Raw genomic sequence first — 17,807 nt, forward strand, 5'->3', positions numbered from 1 at the left:
TCAATTTAATTTTTCCTCAAGCGAAATCAATGGGATACTAATTAGTCCTTGTTGATCATTTGAATATGTGGATGCCGCCACTGAAATATCACTAAAATTAAGTTTCAATTTTTTTGCAAGATTAGAATACATGAAACCCGCATTATTTGGTTTAAGCTCAAGAACTAAAGTTTGTGGTTTACAAAAAGTCAGATTAGCAAATCCAGCACCATGTAAACCTATAATTTCAGAAGCATTATTAAATAAGCTTATCTGATCTTCAAAAGAGAGATCACTTAAAGCAATTATTGAATATCCTTTTTTTATAAGAAATTTTTTTAACTCTTCTTCATTTATTATTCTTCTTAACTTGCTATGATTAGATTTAGCATCTCTCCGATCTATGTAAAATTTACTTGGAAATTTTTTTGATGTTTTTTTTAAAAATTTAGCTCTGAGAAATTGTATAATCCAATCTGGAATATTTTGAATTTCATTTGAAGGGTCATTATTTATTACATAAGGGTGGTCTACTGCAAAAGCTATATCTGACTGGATGTGTCTAAATTTTTTACTTGATATCCTTTTTTCTTTTGGAATTTTGAGAAAATCTAAGGTTTGAATTTGAAATTTTTCTTTTAAATCTGGAAATAAAAAATAGTCTATCTCATTTATGTTTATTTTATCCTCTAAAATCTTAAGTCTAGGGAGGACATCATATAACCAATGCCAATAATTCGCATTACCTGCCCCACCAGTTAAAAGAGAGAAAACAGAACCTTTAAGCTCTTTTTTAAATCTTGGTGTTCCCTTAGTAAGAACAATATTATTTGAGATATTTGAGTTTTTTACATTTCTTAATTGAAACGAAGGACCCTCTATTAATTTATTTTCAATTATAAATGCAGTATCATTTATTGTATCTGTATAAATTCTACCTTTATTAATTTTAAATATTTTATATGAGGAACTTTTGTCGAAAGTAGTTTTAAAGACATCTATTAATTCATGATTAGCGGAATTGACAATTCCTTTAATTTTTCCGAAAAAAAAAGAAAAAATACTATACCCGATATATTTTGTTATAGATTGTAATTTCTTTTTTATAGAATTAGTCAAAATAATATTATAGTTATAATCTAAATTTAATAATTTTATAAAGCAAAATAATGAAAAAAAAAGCTCTCATAACAGGTATTACTGGTCAAGATGGATCTTATCTAGCTGAATTTTTACTGAAAAAAGGTTACTCGGTTCATGGTATGGTAAGAAGAGTTGCAGCGGAAGATGAGTCTCATCGTTTTTGGAGATTAAGACATATAAAAAAAAGTTTAAATATCCATGCTGGATCTTTAGAAAGTTATGCAAGTGTAATTAATATTGTTACAAAAATTAAACCTAACGAAATTTATCATTTGGGCGCTCAAAGCTATATTGATTATGCTTTTAAAGATGAATTTTCCACAATTAATACAAATATTAATGGCACACATTTTTTACTATCTGCAATTAAAGAATTCTCTCCAAAAACAAAATTTTATTTTGCCGGATCATCAGAAATGTTTGGAAAAGTTAGAGAAGTGCCACAAAATGAGAAAACCCCTTTCTATCCTAGGTCTGTTTACGGTATATCAAAAGTAGCTGGGTTTGATTTAACTAGAAATTATCGAGAAGCATATAAATTATTTTGTTGTAGTGGAATATTATTTAATCACGAGTCTCCAAGACGTGGCTTTGAGTTTGTTACTAGAAAAATAACTCATGCAGTTGCAAGAATAAAATTTGGACTTCAAAAAGATTTACAACTTGGAAATATAGATGCAAAAAGAGATTGGGGGCATGCAAAAGATTACGTTGAAGCAATGTGGTTAATGCTCAATAGAAAAAAACCTGAAGATTACGTTATTAGTACAGGCAAACATTATACCGTAAGAGATTTTGCTAAACTTGCATTTAAATTAGTAGACTTAGATTACAAAAAATTTGTTAAAGTAGAAAAGAAATTATATCGCCCTTCTGAAGTTGAAAGTCTGTTAGGAAACTGTAGTAAAGCTAAAAGAGAATTAAAATGGAAGCCCAAATATGATTTTAAAAAGCTTGTAGAGGATATGGTGAAAGCTGATTTAGAATTTGTTGAAAAAGAAGGCTATTAATAATTTTAATTGTGAAGAGTCTTTTTAAAAATTTCTTTAAAAATAAAAATCAAACAAACGAAAAAAGATATCAAGAATATATACTCCCTAAAATCAAGGAATTTAGAAAAAAGATTGATTCTAAATCTGAGATTTCTTTTTTACATTATGGACATCTTGGGGACATCATAAATAGCCTACCCGTCATTCAGGAACTTTCTAAAATAAAAAAATGTAATTTATTTATTGAAAAAGATAAGAAAATTCCTGAACACGTTGTTTCAAAAGATCACCCGTCGGGGAGAGTATATTTAGTAGAAAACAGTATCAATAAGTTAATTCCTCTTTTGAAATATCAAAAATTTTTAAACAATGTTGAAGTTTACAAAGACCAAAAAATTGATATTGATTTAAATTTTTTTAGAGAGCTACCAATTAATTTTAACATCGACTCAGTGAGATGGTATTCACATTTAACTGGTTGTTTTCCAAATCTTACAAATAACTATTTAAATGTTCATGAGAATAGTAAATTTCAAAACTATGTTGTAATTATGAGAAGTCTTAGACGTCAAAATAAACAATTAGATTTCTCTTTTTTATCAAATTACAAAAACTTAGTTTTTGTTGGTTTGAAAGATGAATTTGATGATTTGAAATTTCAAATAAAAAATCTTGAATTTTATGACTGTAAAGATTTTCTTGAACTAGCATCTATAATCAGAAGTTCGAAACTTTTCATTGGAAATTTATCTTTTGGCTTCGCAATAGCTGAGGCTCTTAAAGTGCCAAGATTGTTAGAGTCAGCGCCAAATTTTCCTCTTGTATATCCTAATGGTAATTATGGATATGATTTCTATTTTCAAGTGCACTTTGAACAGTTAGTTGAAAAATTATATAAACTTAAATAATTTCTAATTTTGGTAATGGGAATATAAATTTAGTCCCTTTGTTTCTCATTAATTGTTCACGAATTAAAATTTCTTTTTTAAAATGCCAAGGTAATACTAGATAATAATTGGGTTTCATTGATCTTGAAAGTTTTTCGGATATTATTTTTATTTTTGAGCCTGGAGTAATTAATCCGTATTTATTCTTATTTCTTTCTGCAGCAAAATTTATTTTTTTATTATCGATTCTGAAATATTGTAATAAAACATTCCCTTTAGTGGACGCACCATAACAATGCACTGTTTCATTATTTCTTCTAATTGAATTAAGTTTATCATTAAGTTTTTTTCTTAAAGAATTGATTTTTTTTATAAAAATTTTAAAAGATTGTACTTTATTGAGTTTTAATTTTTTTTCTTCAAGCAAAATTTTTTTAATTACTCTGGTTTTTGATTTTATTTTTGAATTATTGTGACAAATAAAATATTGTTTACTACTACCATTTATATTATTTTGCTTGATATCGAATACTCTTAATCCGTTATTTTGGATCAAATTAACTATTACTTTACTACTATAATACTCTAAATGCTCATGGCATATTGTATCAAACATTTTATACTTTATAATTGAAGCCAAATCTGCAAATTCAAGTAAAAAAACTCCCTCTGGTAAAAGCAATTTTTTTACATCATTTAAAAACTTATTTGGATTCACTAAGTCGTAAAAAACTGAAAGAGCCGTAATAATTTTAAATTTTTTATTTGTTTTATTTTTCACTTTTTCCGCTGTAAAGAAACTAGATACGGAATATTTAATTTCTTTATAATTTTTTTTATATTTATTGAGTATTGGGTCAACTCCAAATTTAACAATATTTTTTTTATAAAAATTCAATAAAGTGCCATCGTTGCTAGCGATATCTAAGACTATATCATTTTTTTTTAAGTAAGTTTTTTTCGCTAAGGTCTGAGTTATATTTTTTACATGATCAGTCATCGTTTTATTTATTCCAGTTCGATATCCATAATCTGGTCCGTAAAGATATTTTAAATCGAAGTTGTGTCCTAATTGAACTAGTTCACAATGATTACAAATTACGAGGGTTATTGGTTTTTTTTCAATTTTTTGATCTTGACGAGGAAACTTACCTGTAAAACACATGTTCCCGAGTGAAAAAAGTTTTTTAAGATTTTTTTTTTTACATGCTCTACATTTATTAATCTTCATTAATTTCTTATACCAATGCTTTTATGATTATTAAATTGAAATAAAGCTAGTTAATAAGGCAAATCCTTGAAGAATTTTTGATTTTAAAGAGTTAATATTATTCCAAAAACTGTCACAGCTGAAACTGCTGCTACACTAAGAGCTAGATTTCTGTTTCTTTCAATTTTTTTTTCTTCATTAATTCTAGATAAAAGGTCAGTAAGTTTGACTTTACTTTGTTGCCTAATATCTTGGGCATGATTTTCAAATTTATATTGCGAACTCATTAATAAATTAAAACATAATGAATAAATTTTTAAATAATATGTTTGATCAAATTGGTCTAAGAGGTGTGATTCGGCCCAAAATGAATAAAATTGTGTTTCTTTAATTCAATCAGGATTTTAGATGATCGGAAATTCCCTTACGCATCCTGTCAATAATTTCATCTATATCTTTTTTCTCGCAAACAAATGGAGGTGCAATTATCAAAGCATCTCCAGTTGGTTTAATATTAACTCCAGCGTCATAGCATTTTTTATAAACATTAAAGCCAGCCTTTCCAGGTTTATCACGCATAGAAATATCTAAACCGCCTAATAACCCATAATTTCTTATGCTGTCAATGCAGCTAAGATCTTTAAGTGAATGCAAGCCCTCCTCAAAATATTTTGATAAATTTTTTACTCTATTAAAGATATCTTCTTTCTCAAATATTTTTTGTACTGCAATTGCGGCTGATACTGCTACAGGAATTCCAGAATAAGTATATCCATGAAATAACTCAACTGCTCCATCTGGTGAAGCATCCATTACTGATTGATAAATTTTTTCTCTAACTGCAACGACTCCCATAGGAACTATTCCATTAGTTGTGGCTTTGGCCATTGTTATAATATCAGGTGTCACACCAAATTCCTGGGCTGCAAATGCTGATCCTGTTCTTCCCCAACCTGTAACAACTTCATCAAAAATTAAAAGTATGCCATGATTGTCACAAATTTTTCTCAACTTTTGTAAATAATTTTTTGGAGGTATTAAAGTTCCAGTGGATCCTGCAATAGGTTCTACAATACAAGCTGCTATATTTTCACCACCTAACTTTTTTGCAATTACTTCTAAATCATCTGCTAGTTCAGATCCTGTATCAGGTTGGCCTTTAATAAACTTATGTTCAGGTAAAAAAGTATGTCTCATGTGCTCTACACCGGGCATCAAAATATTTTTAAATTCTTTTGAATTGTTTGGAATACCTCCAACTGTTAAAGCTCCAATGTTCATACCGTGATAACCTCTTTCTCTTCCAACAAATTTAAATCTATTAGTTTGACCGATTGATCTAAAGTAAGCTACTGCAATTTTAATTGCTGTCTCCACTGCAGTCGATCCACAAATCGTATAAAAAATTCTATTTAAATCCTCTGGTGTTTTTTGAGCTATCATCGTAGCTAATTCAAACGAGCCGCCATAACCTTGTTGAAAAGGCATAGTGTAATCTAAATTTTCTAACTGATTTTTAATAGCTTCGATAATCTCTTTACGCCCATGGCCAAGAGGGTTGCAATACAATCCAGAACTACCATCAATTAAAGTCTTTCCATCATGAGTATGGAGGTGAATACCCTCTGCTTTTATTATGATACGAGGGTTTTTCTTAAAATCTTTATTAGATGAAAATGGCATCCAATGTTCATTTAAAGAATTAGGAATTTTTGTTTGAAATGAGGTACTCATTATTAAATTATAGCAAAGTAATTTTTTGAATGCTATCTAAATATTATGAGAAAATTAATGAAAAAACTTTTATCAATTTTAATTCTAAGCATACTTTTGTTAAATACAGGTTATTCACTTGTATTAGCTCATCATGCTAATGAAAAATACTGTTTTGATTGTATGTATAAATATAAAATAGGTGATAAAAAAAATGACACCTATAAGTTTGAAATTGATTTACAAAATAACGATTTATCCAAAAAGGTGGATAAGCAACTTAAAGATAAAAAAACAGGCTTAGTAAGTTATATCTTATTTGAAAATAATAAAATTTTAGTTGATCAAAATAGAAAAAGTAAATACAGAGGAGGCTACTATCCTTCACATTCTGTAGGTAAAAGTTTAGTCAGCCTTGTGACAGGTTATGCCTTATGTGATGGTTATATTAATCATTCAGTTTTTGATAGAATAGATTACCCTACTGTTGCAGATACTTTATATGAAGACCAAAAATTAATAAACTTGCTTAATATGACTGCAGGTGATGATGGAATTATTGGTGATAGACTTTATGGGAAAGACAATCCTATTAGAGGTAAAGGTCCAAATACAAATACTATTCCTATTAAAAAAGTTATGAAGAGATATTTTAAAGATAAACAGCACTTGGGTTTAGAACCTGGTCTTAATTACAATTATAGTGCTTTAACAACTAATGTTGTTATGAATTATGTTATTTACAAAACTGGTGATGATTGGGAAGAATTACTTCACAAGGTATTCGTTGAAGACGCAAAAGTTGAAAAAAGAGTTTATTTTGGCAAAACGTTAAATAAAAATAAAGTTGGTAATAGAAAATCTGGAGAATACGGTAGATATTCATTCTATGCCCAAAGATATGATTATTTAAGAATTGCAAAATTAATATTAGATCATTGGAAAAATAACACTTGCGTTGGTAAATACATAAAGACAATTTATGAAAATAGAGTTGATAGACAATATGATGAATATAGTAAGTTAAGAGGTAACCACAGAGTTGCACAAACTTATGGTGGTCAGTTTCTTTTTGATCCAATCGATATTGACAGACCTATTTTAATGATGGACGGTGCATACGGACAACAAGTAGTAATTGATTTTGATAAAAACAGAATTATCACTGCTCACTCTACAGATAGACACTACGACTATTACAATTTGATATATCTGCAATTAGAACCAGGCGTTTTTGATAAACCTGTTAAAAAAAACTAAATGAAAAAACTTAAAAACTGGGATAATAAAACCTGGTTATCATCTAAATCGTATATCTCTCAATTTAATAAATTTCTTAATAGAAAAGTTAATTTAAATAAAAATTCAAAAATATTGGATATTGGATGTGGAAGAGCAAATATTATTAGTACCCTTCAAAAGAAATATAAATTTAGAAATAAACCTATTGGAATTGATATTGTTGGTAATAAGGGTGTTAAAAAAAATATCGTATTTAAAAGAGTAGAAGCTTTAAAATATTTAAATAAACAAGAGAAATATGATCTAATCTTAATTAAACAAACTATTCATTTTTTTTCAAAAACAAATTTAAATCGTCTTCTAAATCTTGCTAAAAAAAGATTAAACACCAAAGGTAAAATATTAATTTTTTCTCTAAAAACAAAAAATAATAAGATACCTTGTTTTAAAAAAATGAGAAAAAATTTAGAAAAAAGTTTAAAAAGAGACGAAGTTTTATTTAAGATAATCAAAAAAAATTTGAAAGCTATTAGCTGCACAAACCTCAACTTTAAAGTAAATATATCTAAGCAAAAATATGTAAGAATGCTTAAAGAGAGGTATATTTCATGCTTATTAAACATGAGCGATAAAGATATTAAACTTGGTATCAGTGAAATTAAATTAAAGTATAAAAATCAAATAAAATTCACTGATACCTTAAAATGTATTAGCTACAGAAAATAATTATTTTCCTGGCTCTTTATATGATGAAGCCATTTTCTGAGCAGTTTTAGCTATCTCATTCAGATCTACATCTTCTAAAATTGTAAAATCTGAAACAGCACCACTAGAAACAGCAACCATTGCAGCTGCAGCAGCTTGTTCAAAAGTTCCCTCAATCACTGCCATAAAATCATATTTTCCTCTAAGGCCTGAATATTGAGTTACTTTAGCTCCTACAGAAGCAGCAAGAGCAGATGTAGCAGCTTTTCTGTCAGTAGATGGATTACTTACAAATCCTCCAAGACCTTTAGCTGTGTAACATCCTAATGTATAAAATTTTGCCATTGTTACCTCCTTTTTTTTTTATTGACCCGGAGCCTTATAAGACATCTTCGAAGCTTTTGTTGTAGCCTTCGCAAAATCTATAGCTTCAAGTGCTGATAAGTTTTTCACAGCTCCAGTCGACTCCACTACTAATTTAACAGCAGCAAAATCATCAAAACTTGGAAGATCTGCAACTACACAAAAATCGTATGATCCTCTTACGATATCCATAGTGTGTAATGTTCCACCCACACCTTTAACAAGTTTTTCAACTACTGCTTTTCTGTCACTATTTGGATCTTTTAAAAAACCTTGAAAGGCTTTCTCGGTATAGTTTCCCATAATGTACATCTTTGTCATATTATTTCCCCTTTCCTATTTCTCGATTACAACTGTACCAGAATGAGGATCAGTTACTCCTAAATCTGATGACAGCTCTTCTAAAGTGTGCCGAAGCGTATCCAAAAATGCAATCATTTTTGGTCTTGCTGTAGCAATATCATCTTCAGAATTCCATTCACCTATCATAAAAAATTCATTAGGTTTCGTTTCAACGTATTTTGCTGAAATTTGCCCATCGAACTTTGGCATCTCATCTATTTTTTTCAAATATTCTTCTCTGCTAGATGATTTCACTTTACATCTAACAATATTCATAAACTTTGCCATGTATCTCCTTAAACGTAAATTTTATCTGCTAAACCGTAACAAAGAATAGCACTGATAATAACAAGAACGAGTGGAGCATATATTCCATCGTTTCTAGTTTTTTTAGTTAAACCTGTTTTATCAATTTTTAATGTATAAAAATTTACAACTAATATCGAAACATTCATTATAAAGACCAAGTTAAAGAAGGCCCAAGTAGCCTCTACACCACCTGATCTTATAAAAGCGATATATATTGCCATTAAAACTGTAGCGATCATGAATGAGCCTGCAAATCTTGTAATTAAAGTAGCAGTTTTATCTACTCCTCTACCTTTTAGAAATTTTTTAGTATCAAAGACTAATTGGTAAGCGTAGCTACCAACTATAATAAAATGTGCTAAGTAAATTATTAAATAAAATGCGTTTCCAAATTTGTCTATCATAAATATCCTATGCGTTATAGTCCATGACTTGATCTGTGCACTCCACAAACTTATGAGGAGTGAAAAAATCATTCATTTGACCTAGTTGATTAATAATTGCTTGCTCATCTTTTCCTTTCCACCAACAATACATTTCCATCGTGTCTCCTGGTGTATTCCAAGTCATTTGGCAAGCAGCATTGTCACTTTTCATGCTCTTAACAATATCTTCCATCTTCATAGAAGCCACTGTATCTGTAAATTTTTTTTTCATTTCGGCAGACTTAAAAGTATGCGTTACCATATAGTTTTTCATTTTCCTCCTTTATAGGTTTATTTTTGATAGTTCATATAACTGAGCATTATCTACACACTCAGCATAAATTTCTTTAGCTTTAGGGTTGTTCCCTGTAACAAACTCTTTCATCCCAGCTTCGTTATGAACATTGACTTTAAATAACATTCCGCTTTTATCTGGGATCATAGCCCCAACAGTTTTTTCCGGATATGCAACACTTTCTCTAACGCTCATACCTTCATCTGATTGCATCCATTTCGTAAAAGTTTCTAATTTACTCTCTTTAAATTTAAGATATACCAACATTTCTTTTTCCATTTTTTTACTTTAATTTAAACTCCTCTTATTATTATTCCATTAGCAACTGAGTTTGCTAATCGAATTGGTTTTACTGGTTTATATTCCTCAGAGTCATGCCACTCTAAAGCTTTTTCATATGTTGGAAATTTAATTACTACTGTTCTAGGATATTTCCATTCACCATCAATCACTGTGTATTCACCAGCACGAACAAGATATTCCCCTCCAAATTTTTGAACCGTAGGTACTACCTTACCAACATACTCTTTATAAGCTTCGGGATTTTTAACGTCTATATTAGCAATTACGTATCCACTCATGTCTATCCTGCGTAAATTGTTCTGGATAGTTTCTCAATTTTTTCTTCTGAACCTTTAATTTGTTTATATATAAATTTATTACACTCGGTATTCTTAGATTTATTAAAAGGCTTGCCATAAACTTTATCTACGTAAACATTCATACCTTTATTCATTTCATCTTCTTTTACGCCTTCAGACGCAAGATACTCCCTAATTACTTTTACCGAAGCTAAAGCTAATTCCATATTTTTAACTTCAATAGTTTCTGCAGGTAAAACAGCTGTAGCACTATAGTGTCCTAGACACTCTATTGTTTTTTCTTTTTGAGCTTTTGTTATATGTCCCGCAGCTATCGCTGAGCCCATAAATAATAGAGTTGCAATTAAAATAAATTTAAATTTCATAGGTAATCTTAATTAAATTTAGAATAGTTTAACTATGTTAAATTTTAATTACAGGTATGCAAATTGTCTACAACTTGAAGATGATTTATTTCCAATTAGGCTTTGTTTTATTAAGAAAACTTTTTATTCCAATTTTTTTATTTTCGCTATCAAGCAATTTATAAAACTCTTGTCTCTCTTTTATTAAAGATTTTTTTAAATTTTCCTCTGAATTAACTAAATTTTTAATTACTTGAAGTGATTTTTTTGGCTTTGACGAGATTGTATTTAAAAAGTTTAAAGTAAATTCTTTAAAATTTTCCTTAGGAATAACCTGTGAAACAATCCCATACTTCATTGCAGTTTCAGCATCAATAATTTCTCCTGACATTGCTAAATATTTTACATTTTGATTTGAAGTAAATTTTTTTGTTTTTTGTGTACCACCAATACCTGGAATTAATCCTAAATTAATTTCAGGCAAACCAAATTTCGCTTCGGAGCTTGCAATGATTAAATCACTTGAGAGAGCAAGCTCAAAACCACCTCCTAATGCATAGCCCTCGACGAATGAGATAATTGGAATATCGATTTTTTGTAAATCATCAACTTTAGAAAAAAGTTTTTGTTTTTTTGCTTTTTTTGAGTCAAGTTTTTCAAGTTCTTTGATATCGGCTCCAGGCGAAAAAAACTTTGGACCTCCAATTAAACCGATGCACTTTATCTCTTTTGATTTATTCAAATTTTTGGTTGCATCGCCAATTTCATTAAGTGTTTTTTGATCTAAACTATTATTTTTATTGTTAGCAATTTCGATAATTGCGTAATTTTCTCGCTTTTCTAGTTTAATATTTTTATAGTTCATCAATTAATAAGATATAAATTTCATAATGACAGAGCAACTAATTATATTGATAGAAATCATCCTTATTGACTTGGTCTTAGCAGGAGATAACGCAATTATTATTGGTATGGTTGCTTCAAAATTTGAAGATTCTAATAGAAAGAAAATAATTTTCTGGGGCATTGGTGGAGCCGTTGTTTTGAGAATTCTTTTTACTTTTATTACAGCTTATTTATTGCAAATCTCAGGTTTAAGATTAATTGGAGGAATTTTATTACTTTATATCTGCTACAAACTTTACAGAGATGTAATTCAGAATAAAATTGAAGAAAAAAATATCGAAGTTGACAACTCAAATCTTAAAAAAGCAATTTTTACAGTAATTCTTGCAGATGTAACAATGAGTTTAGACAACGTTTTAGGTGTAGCTGGTGCAGCAGGAGATCATTATACTCTTCTTGCTTTTGGCTTAGGTCTATCAATACTATTAATGGCTTTTGCAGCTAATTATACTGCTAAACTGATTAAAAAATATTCTTGGATTAGTTGGGTTGGGTTATTTGCAATACTAATCGTAGCTATCCAATTAATATATGAGGATTTAAAAATTCTATTATGATTAAATTTATAATATTTTTTTTATTAATATTTAATATTTCTCACGCAGTTGAATTTTTGGGTGATTTCAAACAAGGCTCTTTTATTTTGGGAAAAACAGATCCAAATTCAAAAGTATTTATTGATGATAGAAAAGTAAGAGTTTCAAATGATGGATATTTCGCTTTTGGATTAGATAGAGATAGAAAAAATAATGTTTTAATTAAAGTAAAAACTGGAAAAGAAACTAAGTTAATTGAAAAAAAGGTTTTTAAAAGAAAGTATAAAGTACAAAGAATTGATGGTCTACCACCAAAACAGGTAACACCTCCACCAGAAGTTTATGAGAGAATTAAAAAAGATAATGTTTTAATTGGCAAAGCTAGATCTATCGATAGTAAATTAGTATTTTTTAAAGATAAATTTATTTACCCAATTGATAAATATATTATTACAGGAGTTTACGGCAGCCAGAGAATTTTAAACGGTAAACCAAGAAGACCTCACTATGGTATAGATTTTCATGCTCCAGAAGGTACTCCAGTTAAATCCATGATGGATGGAGTTGTCACTTTAGTAGCAAATGATATGTACTTTACAGGTGGAACAATCATTTTCGATCATGGCCACGGCGTAAGTACTTTGTATATGCACATGAAGGATATAAATGTTAAGAAAGGCCAGAAAGTTAAGAAGGGAGAAATTGTTGGGACTCTTGGGCAAAGTGGCAGAGCAACAGGTCCGCATTTAGATATAAGGCTGAATTGGTTTGAAGTAAAGTTGGACCCTGCTTCTGTGCTCAAATAAAATTAATCTAACTCAAACTTATTTTTATAGTCTTTTAATAAAGACTTATCTTGATCTTCTTTAAAAAGAACAAAATTTTCAATTACCAAAACATCTAAATTAGTTCCCATAAAACAATTAAATGCATCCTCTACACTACAAACTATAGGTTCTCCACGAACGTTAAAAGAGGTATTTACAAGAACTGGGCAATTAGTGATTTTCTTAAACTCATTAATTAAATCATAATATTTTGGATTAGTTTCTTTATGGACAGTCTGAATTCTTGCAGAATAGTCGACATGGGTGATTGCGGGTATTGATGATCTTTTAATATTTAACTTATCAATTCCAAATAATTTATTATCTTTTTCTGACATAGTAATTTGTTTTTCTTTTTTTACGTCAGAAACTAAAAGCATGTATGGGCTGTCATAATCTATTTCAAACCATTCCTTAACATCTTCTCTCAAAACTGAGGGCGCAAAAGGTCGAAAACTTTCTCTAAACTTTATTTTTAAATTTAATTCTTTTTGCATTTTTTCTGATCTTGGGTCGGCTAAAATTGAACGAGCACCTAAGGCTCTCGGTCCAAATTCCATTCTACCTTGAAACCAACCAACAGTTTTACTGTTTGCAAGTTCTTTAGCAACTTGTGATGAAATTTCTGAAGATGTTTTTTCTTTGTAAACTGCTTTTAAAGATTTTAAGTTTCTTTCTATAGAGCTTGCTTCGTGTCGAGGGCCTAAATAAGCTCCTTTCATTTTATCTTTCAAATCTTTTCTAGGTTTATCTAGTTCTCGGTGCCAGTAAGCTAATGCTGCACCCAAAGATCCTCCCGCATCACCAGCTGCTGGTTGTATCCATATATTCTCAAAATAATTTTTTCTTAAAATTTTACCATTGGCAACACAATTTAAGGCCACTCCACCAGCCAAACATAAATTTTTTATTTTATACTCTTTGACAATATCTCTAGTTAATCTTAATACAACTTCCTCCGTTACTGCTTGTATTGAAGATGCTATATCCATGTGAAAATCTGTTAATAAATCTTTTTTTGAGTTCCTAACTGGTTGGCCAAATAAATTTGAGAACTTTTTATTTGTCATTGTTAAACCTGTTGCATAGTTGAAGTATTTCATATTTAACTTAAAAGAGCCGTCCTCCTTTAAATCCATTAATTCTTTAATAATCAAATCTTTATACTTAGGCTTTCCGTAAGGAGCTAAACCCATCACTTTATACTCTCCGCTATTAACTTTAAAACCTGTGTAATAAGTAAAAGCGGAATAAAGTAGTCCCAATGAATGTGGAAAATGTATTTCTTTTAACATATTTAATTTATTTTCTTTTCCAATAGCAACAGTTGTTGTTGCCCATTCACCGACACCATCTAAGGTCAAAACAATAGCTTCTTTAAATGGAGATGGATAAAATGCACTAGCTGCATGACTATAATGATGCTCAGAAAATTTAATCTTATTTATATCTTTAAAATCTTCATCATGACTTTTAAGATTATCGAAAAGAAATTTTTTTTGAAATAACTTTTCTCTAAGCCAAATAGGCATTGATAAACTAAAAGATTTAAATCCTTTTGGAGCAAATGCCATATAAGTTTCGAGAAGCCTCTCAAATTTTAAAAATGGTTTTTCAAAGAAAACTATATGATCAATATCACTTAATTTTATTTTTGCTTCTGACAAAACATAATTTATAGCATTTATAGGGTATCTAGCATCGTGTTTTTTTCTAGAAAATCTCTCCTCTTGAGCTGCGGCTACTATTTCACCGTCTATTATAAGTGCTGCTGCACTGTCATGGTAAAAAGCTGATATGCCAAGTATAGATGTCACTTAAAAAATTGTATAAATAAACGGCGCTACTGCTGAACCTTGGCTTAAAACAATTAAAATTCCAAATAAAGCTAGAACTAGAATTATAGGTAACAACCAATATTTTTTTCTTTCTTTTAAAAATTCCCAGAATTCTTTTATAAATTCAATCATTTTACCTAATTCAATACACCTTTATCAATTAATAACTTTGAAACAAATTTATGTCCAGCAGAAGATAAGTGCACAGGATCAAAATTTAAAAAAAGTTTTTTATTATCATTTTTATTGCAAAAATCATTAGAAAAATCAAATAATTGCTGATTTAATTTTCTAAATAAAAGACTAATTTGATATTGAGGGTTCATAATATCAAACTGACAATCTTTCTTAATTTGATACTTGTAGGGTAATAATATAAATTTTACCTCTAACTGTTTTTTGTCTGCATAGTCTATTATTTTTTTAAGATTTTTTTCATACTCTTCTAAATAATTTTTATTTAAATAATAAGGTGACATATAATTATAATGCCTTTTTACGTTATTTGTACTTACTGCCTTAATGAGATTAAATGTGGCTGACTTATCTCTTAAAAAAAAATTTAATTTAATAAATAATTTATTATTAATTAGTTTTGAAATAAAATTTTTATTATCATAAATTTCTGTTTCTAAGTTTTCTTTTTGTAAAACTCCCTCCTGCAGAACGATATCATTTAAACATAAAAAAATTAATATCTCTTTTACTTGAGGGAAATCATTATTATATTTTTTTATTAAAAATGTATAATCTTCTAATCTATGTCCAGCCACAGATGTATTTAATAAATTTTTTTTTGATTGGCTTCTGAGTCTACCAATAAAAGTGTTTCTTTCCTCTACGGAAACTCCAAAACTCACGCTGTCCCCCAAAATAATTATAGATTTTTGATTATCTATTAATTTATAGTCTGTAAGAGGCACTCTAAATCCATTAGGATCTGTCTTAATCATTTCACCCATAACTACCATAGATATATTGGGCTTATGATATGTTATGCCATCCTTTTTAAAAAAAGACTTTTTATTAAACCCTTGTAATTCGACTATGTTAAAAATTCTTAAAGAGAATTCTATTATTAAAAAAATAAATATGATGGTTAAGAAATTAACAAACAAAATTTTTTTCATCAAAATTGTTTTTTCATTGATCCAATATCTTTTTTTCTTTTTATCCAATAGGATTGTTTTTTCTTTAAAAATTTAAGACCTAATAAGTCTTTTCCAAAAAGCCTGACTGTCAAGCTAATTGGGGTTAATATAATAAAATAAATTATTGCCATAACTATAGGGGCAATTATTTTACCTAAAAGCTCCCCAAATTTAATCCAAATTTTGTTTAAAGGAGATAATATTTTTGAATTCACTAATCCTAAAATTAAAAAGATGATTGAAATTATGATTAAATATATATTTGGATTTTTGCCATTAATAATTGGCCATAAGCCAAATCCTAAAAAAACGATAAAAAATAATATCCCAAAACTTTTGTTAGATGATTTTTTATTCATAAATTTTCCTCATATTCTTTATTTTTTTTGGATTAAGAAGACATGTTTGTATTTACTTAATAATTGTCTGCCTCCTGCGCCTACAATTCCAAGAATTATCGCTAACAAAATTGCTAATGATCCATAAAGAAGTGGATTACTATCAGAAAGTTTATAAATAAATTTGGAAAAAAAATTCATATTTTCAAAGCTTACAATTTCAGTTTCTTTTATTTTTCTAACTCCCTCATAAAAAAATGTATCATATGCAATAGCAATAGCGACTGAACATAATAACATTGCAAACAGAGTTTTTAAGTGAGAGCTATTAAGATACTGACCTATCTTTTGACCAACCTGTACACCAACAATTGATCCTACGACTAAAACAATAACTAAAATTAAATCAATTGAACTGTATTTAAAAGCGTGTAACACAGTTACTAATGCACTTATAAATACTGTCACAAATAAAGAAGTTCCAGGAATTAATTTTATTGGCATACCTATTAAATAAATCATTGCAGGAACCATCAAAAAGGCGCCTCCTACTCCAATTAACGCAGCTACAAAACCTACAATTATTCCAAGAAGTATTGGGGTAAAAGCACTTTCATAAAGTCTTGATTTGGGAAATCTTAATTTAAGAGGCAGACGATGAATCCAGTAGTGTGAGTGGAGTTTTTTCTTTAAAATTATTTTTTTTCTTGCAGCATCAATCTCGCTTGCACCTTGTATAAGCATTAAAGTGCCTATAATTGCAAGAAGATACATGTAGAACAGTGAAATTATAATACTTAATTTACCTGTTTCCTCAAAAAAAGTGAATGTAATGATTCCAAGAATTGTACCTACTGTACCACCTATAATTATCATTAATCCCATCTTGTAGTCTAATGTATTTTTAAACCAATGAGTCATGGATCCAGATACTGATGTTGCTAAAATATTATTAATTTCATTTGGCACTGCATAAATAGGCGGAATCCCTAAAAAAATTAAAAAGGGTGTCATCAAAAAACCACCGCCTACACCAAATAGGCCGGACAAAACTCCAACGGCAAAGCTGACAAATAAAATAAAAATTACATCTATGTGGACTTGTACAATTGGAAGATAAATTTCCATACCTAATTAATCATAGGTATTCTTCTTAATCTCAATTGTCAATCAAGACTTTAGAACTAGGCGGCTACTTGCAGTTTATGCTTTGAAACCATGCCGCTCAAAAAATTCCATAGATACCTTGCAGTTAATAACGAGGCATTTTCTGCCTTTTTTTGCTCATCACTACTTAAGCCATCTAAAAGTTTTTCGCATTCTGCTCTGTGAATTACATCGGCAGATTTATGCGCCTCAAAAAATTCTAGTCCCTCTTTTGAGTTTACTCCATAAAATTTCTTTAAACCTTGAATTTTTGTTTCTGCAATTTCAGGAATTTGTCTTTCATAAGTATACAATGATGCCAAACCTTCCGCATAAGATTTTCTTGCTTGAGCAAAAAAATTATCGATCATATCTTTTGTGAACCAATCAAGCTTTGTATTTTCAATTTCTATTTCATTTGCTCCAAGAGCTTTGGCGAAATTTTTCCACAATTTTGGATGATCACCATCTTTATTTTCCTCATCCTGTAAATTTTCTAAAAGAATTCTTCTTT

25 protein-coding genes are annotated in these 17,807 nt (G+C 29.1%); 6 read left to right on the forward strand and 19 right to left on the reverse strand.

Going from position 1 to position 17,807, the window contains the following annotated elements; all coding sequences use genetic code 11:
- Positions 1–1,098 (reverse strand): glycosyltransferase family 61 protein, encoded by a 1,098-nt coding sequence (locus AMN78_RS00235; RefSeq protein ID WP_075533632.1) that lies wholly within the window; start codon positions 1,096–1,098, stop codon positions 1–3.
- Between the two features lie 50 nt (positions 1,099–1,148).
- On the opposite strand from AMN78_RS00235, the gene AMN78_RS00240 reads away from it, so the two are divergent.
- A complete protein-coding gene (locus tag AMN78_RS00240; RefSeq protein ID WP_075533633.1) occupies positions 1,149–2,132 on the forward strand; it encodes a GDP-mannose 4,6-dehydratase in 984 nt (327 codons plus the stop codon).
- A gap of 11 nt (positions 2,133–2,143) precedes the next feature.
- Positions 2,144–3,022, forward strand: a complete 879-nt coding sequence (locus tag AMN78_RS00245) for a hypothetical protein (RefSeq protein WP_075533634.1) — start codon at positions 2,144–2,146, stop codon at positions 3,020–3,022.
- Here AMN78_RS00245 and AMN78_RS00250 read toward each other — a convergent pair.
- The 3 genes from AMN78_RS00250 to AMN78_RS00260 form a co-directional block, all read right to left on the reverse strand.
- Positions 3,015–4,232, reverse strand: coding sequence for a class I SAM-dependent methyltransferase (locus AMN78_RS00250; protein WP_075533635.1), 1,218 nt, complete (start codon positions 4,230–4,232; stop codon positions 3,015–3,017). The genes AMN78_RS00245 and AMN78_RS00250 overlap by 8 nt on opposite strands.
- Positions 4,233–4,315: 83 nt before the next feature.
- Entirely contained in the window at positions 4,316–4,498 is a 183-nt protein-coding gene (locus tag AMN78_RS00255; protein WP_075533636.1) for a hypothetical protein, read from the reverse strand.
- A gap of 109 nt (positions 4,499–4,607) precedes the next feature.
- Entirely contained in the window at positions 4,608–5,945 is a 1,338-nt protein-coding gene (locus AMN78_RS00260; RefSeq protein WP_075533637.1) for an omega-aminotransferase AptA, read from the reverse strand.
- A gap of 45 nt (positions 5,946–5,990) precedes the next feature.
- On the opposite strand from AMN78_RS00260, the gene AMN78_RS00265 reads away from it, so the two are divergent.
- Both AMN78_RS00265 and AMN78_RS00270 read left to right on the forward strand, forming a co-directional pair.
- The gene (locus AMN78_RS00265; protein ID WP_256997676.1) at positions 5,991–7,184 is read left to right on the forward strand and encodes a serine hydrolase domain-containing protein; all 1,194 of its coding nucleotides are present in this window, start codon (positions 5,991–5,993) and stop codon (positions 7,182–7,184) included.
- The gene (locus tag AMN78_RS00270) at positions 7,185–7,892 is read left to right on the forward strand and encodes a class I SAM-dependent methyltransferase (protein WP_075533638.1); all 708 of its coding nucleotides are present in this window, start codon (positions 7,185–7,187) and stop codon (positions 7,890–7,892) included. It begins immediately after the preceding gene.
- On the opposite strand, the gene AMN78_RS00275 is transcribed toward AMN78_RS00270, so the two are convergent.
- The 9 genes from AMN78_RS00275 to AMN78_RS00315 form a co-directional block, all read right to left on the reverse strand.
- Positions 7,893–8,216 (reverse strand): GYD domain-containing protein, encoded by a 324-nt coding sequence (locus AMN78_RS00275; RefSeq protein ID WP_075533639.1) that lies wholly within the window; start codon positions 8,214–8,216, stop codon positions 7,893–7,895.
- A gap of 18 nt (positions 8,217–8,234) precedes the next feature.
- Positions 8,235–8,537 carry a GYD domain-containing protein gene (locus tag AMN78_RS00280; protein ID WP_256997677.1) on the reverse strand — a complete coding sequence of 101 codons (303 nt, stop codon included), beginning with the start codon at positions 8,535–8,537 and terminating at the stop codon, positions 8,235–8,237.
- 33 nt (positions 8,538–8,570) lie between these two features.
- Positions 8,571–8,864, reverse strand: coding sequence for a hypothetical protein (locus AMN78_RS00285; RefSeq protein WP_075533641.1), 294 nt, complete (start codon positions 8,862–8,864; stop codon positions 8,571–8,573).
- 8 nt (positions 8,865–8,872) lie between these two features.
- Positions 8,873–9,289: a hypothetical protein gene (locus AMN78_RS00290; RefSeq protein ID WP_075533642.1), complete on the reverse strand. Its 417-nt coding sequence runs from the start codon at positions 9,287–9,289 to the stop codon at positions 8,873–8,875.
- Positions 9,290–9,296: 7 nt separating this feature from the next.
- A complete protein-coding gene (locus tag AMN78_RS00295; RefSeq protein WP_075533643.1) occupies positions 9,297–9,584 on the reverse strand; it encodes a hypothetical protein in 288 nt (95 codons plus the stop codon).
- Positions 9,585–9,593: 9 nt separating this feature from the next.
- Positions 9,594–9,884 carry a hypothetical protein gene (locus AMN78_RS00300; RefSeq protein WP_075533644.1) on the reverse strand — a complete coding sequence of 97 codons (291 nt, stop codon included), beginning with the start codon at positions 9,882–9,884 and terminating at the stop codon, positions 9,594–9,596.
- A 14-nt stretch (positions 9,885–9,898) separates the two neighbouring features.
- Entirely contained in the window at positions 9,899–10,186 is a 288-nt protein-coding gene (locus tag AMN78_RS00305; RefSeq protein ID WP_075533645.1) for a DUF1330 domain-containing protein, read from the reverse strand.
- Between the two features lie 2 nt (positions 10,187–10,188).
- Positions 10,189–10,572: a hypothetical protein gene (locus tag AMN78_RS00310; RefSeq protein ID WP_075533646.1), complete on the reverse strand. Its 384-nt coding sequence runs from the start codon at positions 10,570–10,572 to the stop codon at positions 10,189–10,191.
- A gap of 85 nt (positions 10,573–10,657) precedes the next feature.
- Positions 10,658–11,416 (reverse strand): enoyl-CoA hydratase/isomerase family protein, encoded by a 759-nt coding sequence (locus tag AMN78_RS00315; protein ID WP_075533647.1) that lies wholly within the window; start codon positions 11,414–11,416, stop codon positions 10,658–10,660.
- A 25-nt stretch (positions 11,417–11,441) separates the two neighbouring features.
- On the opposite strand from AMN78_RS00315, the gene AMN78_RS00320 reads away from it, so the two are divergent.
- Together AMN78_RS00320 and AMN78_RS00325 are read left to right on the forward strand one after the other, a co-directional pair.
- Complete coding sequence (locus tag AMN78_RS00320) at positions 11,442–12,014, forward strand: YjbE family putative metal transport protein (protein ID WP_075533648.1); 573 nt, start codon at positions 11,442–11,444, stop codon at positions 12,012–12,014.
- Positions 12,011–12,799, forward strand: coding sequence for a M23 family metallopeptidase (locus tag AMN78_RS00325; protein WP_075533649.1), 789 nt, complete (start codon positions 12,011–12,013; stop codon positions 12,797–12,799). The genes AMN78_RS00320 and AMN78_RS00325 overlap by 4 nt, the downstream gene beginning before the upstream one ends.
- Before the next feature lie 2 nt (positions 12,800–12,801).
- Here AMN78_RS00325 and AMN78_RS00330 read toward each other — a convergent pair whose 3' ends face one another.
- The 6 genes from AMN78_RS00330 to AMN78_RS00350 all read right to left on the reverse strand — a co-directional run.
- Positions 12,802–14,637 carry a carbamoyltransferase family protein gene (locus AMN78_RS00330; RefSeq protein WP_075533650.1) on the reverse strand — a complete coding sequence of 612 codons (1,836 nt, stop codon included), beginning with the start codon at positions 14,635–14,637 and terminating at the stop codon, positions 12,802–12,804.
- Positions 14,638–14,790 carry a DUF5989 family protein gene (locus AMN78_RS04145; RefSeq protein ID WP_179850580.1) on the reverse strand — a complete coding sequence of 51 codons (153 nt, stop codon included), beginning with the start codon at positions 14,788–14,790 and terminating at the stop codon, positions 14,638–14,640.
- Between the two features lie 5 nt (positions 14,791–14,795).
- On the reverse strand, positions 14,796–15,788 hold the full coding sequence (locus AMN78_RS00335; protein ID WP_143323140.1) for an SGNH/GDSL hydrolase family protein: 993 nt from the start codon (positions 15,786–15,788) through the stop codon (positions 14,796–14,798).
- On the reverse strand, positions 15,788–16,168 hold the full coding sequence (locus tag AMN78_RS00340; RefSeq protein WP_075533652.1) for an SxtJ family membrane protein: 381 nt from the start codon (positions 16,166–16,168) through the stop codon (positions 15,788–15,790). The genes AMN78_RS00335 and AMN78_RS00340 overlap by 1 nt, the downstream gene beginning before the upstream one ends.
- Before the next feature lie 18 nt (positions 16,169–16,186).
- Positions 16,187–17,275: a sulfite exporter TauE/SafE family protein gene (locus tag AMN78_RS00345; protein ID WP_075533653.1), complete on the reverse strand. Its 1,089-nt coding sequence runs from the start codon at positions 17,273–17,275 to the stop codon at positions 16,187–16,189.
- Between the two features lie 56 nt (positions 17,276–17,331).
- The coding region (locus AMN78_RS00350; protein ID WP_075533654.1) for an iron-containing redox enzyme family protein at positions 17,332–17,807 on the reverse strand (476 nt) is incomplete at its 5' end.

It is taken from the genome of Candidatus Pelagibacter communis, from assembly GCF_001179945.1.
In the GTDB taxonomy this organism is placed as follows: domain Bacteria; phylum Pseudomonadota; class Alphaproteobacteria; order Pelagibacterales; family Pelagibacteraceae; genus Pelagilacustribacter; species Pelagilacustribacter ubique_A.

Coding starts and splice junctions, on each gene's coding strand:
- AMN78_RS00270 (WP_075533638.1), top strand. CDS start 7,185: ATGAAAAAACTTAAAAACTGGGATAATAAAACCTGGTTATCATCTAAA.
- AMN78_RS00255 (WP_075533636.1), bottom strand. CDS start 4,498: ATGAGTTCGCAATATAAATTTGAAAATCATGCCCAAGATATTAGGCAA.
- AMN78_RS00280 (WP_256997677.1), bottom strand. CDS start 8,537: ATGGGAAACTATACCGAGAAAGCCTTTCAAGGTTTTTTAAAAGATCCA.
- AMN78_RS00250 (WP_075533635.1), bottom strand. CDS start 4,232: ATGAAGATTAATAAATGTAGAGCATGTAAAAAAAAAAATCTTAAAAAA.
- AMN78_RS00260 (WP_075533637.1), bottom strand. CDS start 5,945: ATGAGTACCTCATTTCAAACAAAAATTCCTAATTCTTTAAATGAACAT.
- AMN78_RS00305 (WP_075533645.1), bottom strand. CDS start 10,186: ATGAGTGGATACGTAATTGCTAATATAGACGTTAAAAATCCCGAAGCT.
- AMN78_RS00265 (WP_256997676.1), top strand. CDS start 5,991: ATGAGAAAATTAATGAAAAAACTTTTATCAATTTTAATTCTAAGCATA.
- AMN78_RS00345 (WP_075533653.1), bottom strand. CDS start 17,275: ATGGAAATTTATCTTCCAATTGTACAAGTCCACATAGATGTAATTTTT.
- AMN78_RS00340 (WP_075533652.1), bottom strand. CDS start 16,168: ATGAATAAAAAATCATCTAACAAAAGTTTTGGGATATTATTTTTTATC.
- AMN78_RS00315 (WP_075533647.1), bottom strand. CDS start 11,416: ATGAACTATAAAAATATTAAACTAGAAAAGCGAGAAAATTACGCAATT.
- AMN78_RS00325 (WP_075533649.1), top strand. CDS start 12,011: ATGATTAAATTTATAATATTTTTTTTATTAATATTTAATATTTCTCAC.
- AMN78_RS00275 (WP_075533639.1), bottom strand. CDS start 8,216: ATGGCAAAATTTTATACATTAGGATGTTACACAGCTAAAGGTCTTGGA.
- AMN78_RS00285 (WP_075533641.1), bottom strand. CDS start 8,864: ATGGCAAAGTTTATGAATATTGTTAGATGTAAAGTGAAATCATCTAGC.
- AMN78_RS00310 (WP_075533646.1), bottom strand. CDS start 10,572: ATGAAATTTAAATTTATTTTAATTGCAACTCTATTATTTATGGGCTCA.
- AMN78_RS00335 (WP_143323140.1), bottom strand. CDS start 15,788: ATGAAAAAAATTTTGTTTGTTAATTTCTTAACCATCATATTTATTTTT.
- AMN78_RS00240 (WP_075533633.1), top strand. CDS start 1,149: ATGAAAAAAAAAGCTCTCATAACAGGTATTACTGGTCAAGATGGATCT.
- AMN78_RS00320 (WP_075533648.1), top strand. CDS start 11,442: ATGACAGAGCAACTAATTATATTGATAGAAATCATCCTTATTGACTTG.
- AMN78_RS00295 (WP_075533643.1), bottom strand. CDS start 9,584: ATGAAAAACTATATGGTAACGCATACTTTTAAGTCTGCCGAAATGAAA.
- AMN78_RS00290 (WP_075533642.1), bottom strand. CDS start 9,289: ATGATAGACAAATTTGGAAACGCATTTTATTTAATAATTTACTTAGCA.
- AMN78_RS00300 (WP_075533644.1), bottom strand. CDS start 9,884: ATGGAAAAAGAAATGTTGGTATATCTTAAATTTAAAGAGAGTAAATTA.
- AMN78_RS04145 (WP_179850580.1), bottom strand. CDS start 14,790: ATGATTGAATTTATAAAAGAATTCTGGGAATTTTTAAAAGAAAGAAAA.